This window comes from Edaphobacter sp. (assembly GCF_035763405.1).
GTDB lineage: Bacteria > Acidobacteriota > Terriglobia > Terriglobales > Acidobacteriaceae > Edaphobacter.
This window is the reverse complement of record NZ_DASUBE010000119.1, coordinates 1-7,126: the sequence shown is the minus strand read 5'-3', so window position 1 is coordinate 7,126 and position 7,126 is coordinate 1. Positions and strand designations below refer to the sequence as shown.

General features: G+C 61.9%; 6 protein-coding genes. 1 reads left to right on the top strand and 5 read right to left on the bottom strand.

The features are described from left to right. The 5 genes from VFU66_RS11995 to VFU66_RS11975 all read right to left on the bottom strand — a co-directional run. On the bottom strand, nt 1-222 hold a 222-nt coding region (locus VFU66_RS11995), incomplete at its 3' end, for an NAD(P)-binding domain-containing protein (RefSeq protein WP_326446494.1). Nucleotides 223-258: 36 nt separating this feature from the next. After that, on the bottom strand, nt 259-888 hold the full coding sequence (locus VFU66_RS11990; protein ID WP_326446493.1) for an HAD family hydrolase: 630 nt from the start codon (nt 886-888) through the stop codon (nt 259-261). Further along, nucleotides 885-1,760, bottom strand: a complete 876-nt coding sequence (locus VFU66_RS11985) for an oxidoreductase (RefSeq protein ID WP_326446492.1) — start codon at nt 1,758-1,760, stop codon at nt 885-887. Before VFU66_RS11985 ends, VFU66_RS11990 begins: the two co-directional genes overlap by 4 nt. 106 nt (nt 1,761-1,866) lie before the next feature. Beyond that, a complete protein-coding gene (tkt, locus tag VFU66_RS11980) occupies nt 1,867-3,897 on the bottom strand; it encodes a transketolase (protein ID WP_326446491.1) in 2,031 nt (676 codons plus the stop codon). A 114-nt stretch (nt 3,898-4,011) separates the two neighbouring features. After that, nucleotides 4,012-6,492, bottom strand: a complete 2,481-nt coding sequence (locus tag VFU66_RS11975; protein WP_326446490.1) for a glycoside hydrolase family 15 protein — start codon at nt 6,490-6,492, stop codon at nt 4,012-4,014. A gap of 230 nt (nt 6,493-6,722) precedes the next feature. Between VFU66_RS11975 and VFU66_RS11970 the strand changes: the two genes are divergently transcribed. Further along, the coding region (locus tag VFU66_RS11970; RefSeq protein ID WP_326446489.1) for a superoxide dismutase at nt 6,723-7,126 on the top strand (404 nt) is incomplete at its 3' end.

Genomic DNA, 7,126 nt, shown 5'->3' with positions numbered 1-7,126 from the left:
ATCCACCGGATCGCCCGAAGGGACCATGATCCAGATGGCGCGCGGAGCGGCAAGATTCTTCACCAGGTCGGCCAGCGAGTTGACGCCGAGTGAGCCGCTTGCGGTCAGTCTCGCCGTCGCGTCCTTGTTGAAGTCGAAGCCAACGACCTTGTGACCGGCGAGGCGCAGACGCTCCGCCATATTGAAACCCATCTTGCCAAGTCCGATGATTCCCAGTTCCATGATGGTCCCTCCTGTTTCCGATGCTACGTTTCGATGCTAAACAGCGATGCCGAATTCGGTGAGCGAGTCGCGCAGTTGCGTGGGCGATTCAAAGTGGATGGCGTTCATTCCGAAGGCGCGGGCCGCCTCGCAGTTCTCCGGTTTGTCGTCGATAAAGACTGAAGTCTCCGCCGCGAAGCCGGAGATGTCGATGGCCGCGCGATAAATTTCGGCGAGCGGCTTCATCTCGTGAACATAGCCCGAGCAGATGAAGTAATCAAAAAATCGTCGGAGATGAAAGGCGTCGATGCGATGACGGTTCAGCTCCTTCGACTCGTTGTTGAGCGTGGCCAGCCGGTATTTGCCCGAGCGCCTCAGCGTGGCGACGAAGTCAAAGCATTCCTGATGCAGCATCCGACTCTCGGCGCAGACCAGCTTCCAGAGGTGGTCGAACGTAAGGCCGAGCTTGGGGTTCGTCTCAATCACAGTACGCTCAAAGAAATCCTGCGCGGAGATAAGGCCGCGCTCCCAGAAGAAGTTCACCTCGTCGTGAATGGCCTCGTAGGCGGCGAGATCGACGCCGAGCGAGGTGAGCACTTCGGCCCGCTGGTTGATGTCCCAGCCGTTGGTCAGCAGCACGCCGCCCACGTCCCAGAAGACAGTCCTAATCTCCGGAGCAAGACTCACTCACCCTCCGGAAAATCCGCGCCCACGGTCGTGGTCTCCCATGCGGCAATCTCTTTTTGCCAGTTGTCCAGCTTCGCGCGAAGGCGCTGGAGCGCAACGGCGCCCAGCAGCAGACGCAGCGGAGGATTCGGCGATTCGACGACCTGCATCATCGCGTGGACGGCGCGCACCGGGTCGCCCTTCTGCTTGCCGTGCTGCGTACCCAGGTAGTGGCGCGCGTTGCTGGCGGTGCCTTCGTAATCTGCGATGCGTTGCGCAGCCTCCACCCCGGAACGGCCGAGAAAGTCTGTGCGAAACGGACCCGGCTCGATAATCGTGACGCGGATGCCAAGCGGTGCAACCTCGGCGGCAAGAGCTTCCGAGATACCTTCGATTGCAAATTTGGTGGATTGGTAGAGTCCCCACCCGGGCCCGGCAGTGACTCCGCCGATGGACGAGAGGTTGAGGATGTGGCCGCTCTTCTGCCTTCGCAGATGCGGCAGAAACGCGCGGGTCACTCGCAGCAGGCCGAAGAGATTCGTCTCAAACATCGGCATAAACTCCGCCTCTGAGACCTCCTCGATGGCCCCCGCGACGCCGTATCCCGCATTGTTGACCAGAACATCGACGTGGCCAAATCGCTTCAACGAAGCGGCAACTGCAGCCTCAATTTGCGCAGCGTTGTTCACGTCGAGCGGTAGCGCCAGTGCGCGGTCCGGATACTTCTGTTCAAGATCACGGACCTGCTCGACCTTGCGCGCGGTGGCGACCACGCGGCCGCCAGCCTTGAGCACCTCTTCGGCCAGCACGCGGCCAAAGCCGGTGGAGCTGCCGGTGATGAACCAGACGCGATTTGCGGAGATCGAAGGAGTCAAAGGAGTCAAAGGAGTCATAGTTTTTGGATGCAGCTAACGGCAGCATCGACGCGGACACGGTGGAATGGCTGCAATCGAACCGGAAAGCACATGGGCGAAGCCGAAGCTCCGCCCATGCCTGTGTTTACTTCTGAACCAACTCCGGCTGCTCTTTGCCAACCAGCGCCTTGGCCTGCTCGACCACGTGCGCTACGCTGATGCCGAGCTTCTCCATCGCAATCGGGCCGGGGGCCGACGCGCCGAAACGGTCCACGCCGATCACGCCTCCGTTGTGGCCAATGTACTTGTACCAGCCGAGCGTCGCGCCCGCCTCGACGGCCAGCTTCGGCGTCGTCTCCGGGAAGAGGTTGTCCTTGTACGCCTGGTCCTGCTCGTCGAAGACCTTGAAGCTGGGCATCGAGACAACCGAAGCGTTGATGCCTTCGGCCTTCAGCTCAGCCGCAGCCTTCAGGATCAGCGAGACCTCAGAGCCCGTAGCGATCAGGATGATGTCCTTGCCGCTCCCGTCGAGCAAATACGCGCCATGCTTCACCCCTTCGGCCACCTTGTACTTCGTCGTGTCGAGCACGGGCAGGTCCTGCCGTGAGAGCGCCATGAAGCTTGCGCTCTTGCGCTCCAGAGCAAGCTGCCAGCAGGCAGCCGTCTCGTTCGCGTCCGCCGGACGGAAGTCGGTGAGATGCGGAATCAGCCGCAGGCTCATCAGGTGCTCGACCGGCTGGTGCGTGGGGCCGTCTTCGCCCAGACCAATCGAGTCGTGCGTGAAGACGAACAGCGAATGCACATTCATCAGCGCAGCCATGCGGATGGCCGAGCGCGCGTAGTCCGAGAAGACAAAGAACGTCGAGCCAAACGGAATCAGCCCGCCGTGCGCCGCCATACCATTGACCATCGCGCACATGCCGAACTCGCGCACGCCGAAGAAGACATTGCGCCCCTTGGGATCGACGTGGAAGCTGGGCGAGTCCTTGAAGATCGTCTTCGTCGAAGCCGTCAGGTCAGCCGCGCCGCCGAACAGCTCAGGCACAACGCCCGCAATCGCGTTCATCACCACCTGCCCGGCGTTGCGCGTAGCCACCGGCTTGTCCACCGGGAAGGTCGGAATCTTCTTCTCCCAGCCATCGGCCAGCTTCGCCGCAACCACGCGCTCGAGCTCCGCCGCAGGCTCCGGATACGCTTTCTTGTACTCGGCAAAGTCCGCGTTCCACTCTTCGTGGGCCTTCTTGCCGCGCGGCTTGATCGTGCCCCAGTTCTTCGCCGCCTCTTCCGGCACGTAGAAGGTCTTGTCCTCGGGCCAGCCGAGGTTCTTCTTCGTCGCCTTCACCGCATCCACACCCAGAGCTTCGCCGTGCACCTTGCTCGTCCCGGCCTTAGGGCTGCCGTAGCCAATCACTGTGCGCACACGAATCAACGACGGCCGCGCCGTCTCCGCCTGTGCGGCACGAATCGCCGCCTCAATCGCCACCAGGTCGTTGCCATCGTGGACCACCTGCACCTGCCAGTTGTACGCCTCAAAGCGCAGCGTCACGTCCTCGGTGTAGCTCAGCTCGGTTGGGCCGTCGAGCGAGATCAGGTTGTCGTCATAAAGCACAATCAGCTTGCCCAGACCCAGCGTTCCGGCCAGCGAAGCCGTCTCGTGCGAGATGCCTTCCATCAGGTCGCCGTCGCCGCACAGCACATACGTGAAGTGGTCGATCACCTTATGCGCGTCGCGGTTATACACCGCAGCCATGTGCTTCTCCGCCGTGGCGATGCCGACGGCCATGCCGAAGCCCTGCCCCAGCGGGCCGGTGGTCACTTCAACGCCGGGGGCCTCGCCGTACTCCGGATGCCCGGGCGTATGCGAGCCATACTGGCGGAACTGTTCAAGCTGCGACATCGGCAAACCATAACCTGACAGATGCAGCGCGCCGTAAAGCAGCGCCGAAGCGTGGCCATTCGAGAGCACAAAGCGGTCGCGGTTGATCCACTTCGGGTCCGCCGGATCGTGCCGCATGAACTTGTGGTAGAGCAGGTACGCAATGGGCGCGCAGCCCAGGGGCGCGCCGGGGTGGCCGGAGTTGGCCTTCTGCACCGCATCGACGGCGAGGAAGCGGAGGGCGTTGATGGAAAGCTGGTCGAGTGCGTGCTGTTTGTCTGCTGCTTGCTGGTCGCTCATTTTTTCCTTTTTCTGCATGACCGAGGGCGCGCCGCGTGAAGGCAGCGGCCCGGGAAATGTCTAATTTGCCTGTCTCTACCAGTGTACAAGCGGTGCGCCGGTGGACGCACCTCTTCAGCGGCCAGAGGACGAGGGTTGTGGGACGATGGAGACTTCGATATTTCTGCCGAGCCAGCGGTCTTCGTTCTGGCTGGCCCAGCAAAGCGTGAAGACGAGAGAGCCGGTCTGCTGCTGGGGGACAGAAAGGTTGGCGACAAAGCCAGGGTGGCCGACCGTGTGCGATTCGGCGTTGAGCGTCGTGGCCCAATTATCCATAGAATAAACGACGCGGAAGCGATTTGGGTCCACAATGCGCAGCGTGTAACCGGCCGGTATGCTCGAAACGGGGCGACTGAGCTGAAAGATCTCGACATGGTTCTTGAACGTGCGCTTGCCCTCGGGCACAGCGTATCTTTCAGCAACGATGGAGATACGATCGACTACCTGCCCTTCGAGCGCCGAGCACAGCAGCTTCAGGTACTCCGAATGCGCCCAGACCAGCGGCTGCGCCGAGCCCGCCGACCGGCCCAGATACATCCTCGCGGAAGGCAGGTCGCTGTAGTCCCAGACCTGCTCGGGCAGCATCCCGCCGGTCGAGCTGAACCGCTCCATCGCCGTAATGTACTGCTTATACGGATTGCCTGCCGCAAGTTCATAGTGAGCACGCTCGCCGGTCAATAGCGGCCACGCGCGGCCCTCGCCCCAGCCGTCATAGGGGCAGCCATCCTTCTTCTGGCCGTAGCCGTCGTGGTTATACCGCCGCCAGGTAACGCCGTAGGGCGTGTTGATCCTCAGCACGCGGTCCACCACCTTCAACGAATCGACGATGAGCGGATCGTCGGCGCGGCGGACACCATAGCGCACCAACTCCAGAAAACCGGCATCGATGACCTCCCTCGCCTCGAAGACGCTGCGCTCATCCGGCCCGCGGTTGGCCAGTTGCAGGCAGCCGACCGGAATCTGATCGTTATGAAACGGCTCGCCCGGGGCCGGCGGACGGATGCGCATGTAGTGGCGCTTCACGTCCGGATGCAGCACGCCTTCTGTGGTCGTGGTCCACTCGTCCAGGTGCGACTCAATCCAGTCCGCGTACGACTCGAGAAATTCGGCAAGCTCCTCGGAGCCGCGCACACGCATAATGTCGGCGGCACAAACGAGTCCGGAGATGACGGAGGCCAGTGTCGAGGGCGAATACCCCGCAGCCTCTTCCCATCGCTCCTGCTGCGTAATGGGAGCGTAGCGCACCAGAAACGATGCGGCCCTTTCGACAAACGGAAAGATGTCGAAATTACCCAGCGAATTGTGCCTCCACAGATGCCAGGCCAGCATGATGGGAAACGCAACCTCGTCGAGCTGAATACCGGACCAATACGGCGTGCCGTCGATCCAGAAGTTCTGCGCGAAGCTGCCGTCGGGCTGCTGCGTGCAGGCCAGATACACCAGCGCGCGCAGGGCCGTGCTGGCGCGGCCCGCATGCATCTTGACGTCGTTGCGGCCGCAGGCCAGCAGTGACGTCGCGGTCTGAATCATATCGCGCGTCCACACCAGGTGATAGCCGCCAAGGTCCGAGTCGCCCTTCGACGCGCCCCACGGAATCGAAGCCGACGCGATGAACGCACCCGAGTAGGTCTTGTCCTCATGCGTCAGCAGGATGTTGTGGCTCACGCGCGCGAGCTTGCCGCGGTCCGTCGAGACAGGGCCCAGATGGTCGACCGGCGCAGCGCGATGCCATTGTTCGATGAAGCGGTCGCGGTGCAGATCGTAGCAGGTGGCCAGGCTCTGCATCATCTGCGCGATGGCGGCATGGTGGCCTTCTCCGAACGCAATGGCAACGGTGAACTCGCGGCAGCGCGCAATGTCGATCTCCCCGATGACGGCGATGTTGCCGTCCAGCGCCTGCCCGAACTGCCACGTCATCGCCATCTCCCGCGACAGGTTCTGGTAGCCGTCGCTGGTGCCGACGTAGCCGCAGGACGAGCGCGTGAAGCCGCAGTCCGCTCCCATCGCCAGCGAGACGCCGTCTTTCCACGCCAGCAGGCATCGCTTGCCCGACACATCGATCGAGCGCGCCGAGTTGCCCGCTCCGCCTACGTCGAGGTGCGGCGCCAGCAGCGCATAGCACTTCAGCCGCGAGATCACCGACTCTTCGCCGGTAATCTTCACATTCATCATCACGGCCGGATGGTGCGGGTCGGCGATGAACTCCTTCGTCACCGTGTAGAGGCCCTGAAGATCGCTGGCCGTCACCCGCACCGCCGGGGCAGCCTGGTCGATGTACTGGAAGTCGTAGCTGAAGTCGCGCTTCTCTTCGTGAAAAAAGGTCTCGCCGTCGGTGAAGAGCAGTTCCATGTCGCGCGTCTGCGGGCGGTCGATCGTGGGATAGTAGATCTCGTTCAGGATGCCGTGCGAGAGCGTAAACCAGACACGGCTTGACGCTGCGTATGCGGTACACACCGCATCCTTCTCGCTGGAGGTCCAGCGCGGTTCAAGTCCCGGACCGCCAAAGGCTGGGCCGTCATCATCAAGCCAGTGGTAGGCAGGGGCGGAGTCACTCATCGCTTATTCTTCATCCTTACAATGGCGGGCAACATTTAAGGCTCTGTTTCTAGTGGATGTCAATGGACGAAGGTTGGTTGCGCGCGTGTGCGCTATGATTTTGAAGACACTTGTGAAGACATTTGTGAAGACACTTGCATCGCGCCAGTCGCCGATCGCATCTCACACAATGATGCGCCCGGCATCCAGCCGGTGCGCCAACCATTCCGTACAACGACAGGAGAACGACCGTGGCCTACGAACTACCGCCTTTGCCCTATGACTACGCGGGGCTTGAACCCCACATCGACGAAGCGACCATGAAGCTGCACCACGACAAACACCATCAGGCCTATGTGACCAACCTGAATGGCGCCGTCGAAAAGCACCCCGATCTGGGCAAGAAATCTGCCGAGGAACTGCTGAAAGACCTGGCCAGTGTTCCCGAGGACGTGCGCACGACCGTCCGCAACAACGGCGGCGGTCACGTCAACCACACCATGTTCTGGCAGATTATGAAGCCCAAGGGTGGCGGCGAGCCCTCCGGCGACATCGCCCAGCAGATCAAGGCCGACTTCGGCTCCTTTGAAGACATGAAGAAGCAGTTCAACGAAGCCACAGCCAAGCAGTTCGGCTCCGGCTGGGGCTGGATCAT

Excerpts from the sequence above, each read along its gene's own strand:
- VFU66_RS11975 (WP_326446490.1), bottom strand. The coding sequence starts at position 6,492 with ATGAGTGACTCCGCCCCTGCCTACCACTGGCTTGATGATGACGGCCCA.
- VFU66_RS11985 (WP_326446492.1), bottom strand. The coding sequence starts at position 1,760 with ATGACTCCTTTGACTCCTTTGACTCCTTCGATCTCCGCAAATCGCGTC.
- tkt (WP_326446491.1), bottom strand. The coding sequence starts at position 3,897 with ATGAGCGACCAGCAAGCAGCAGACAAACAGCACGCACTCGACCAGCTT.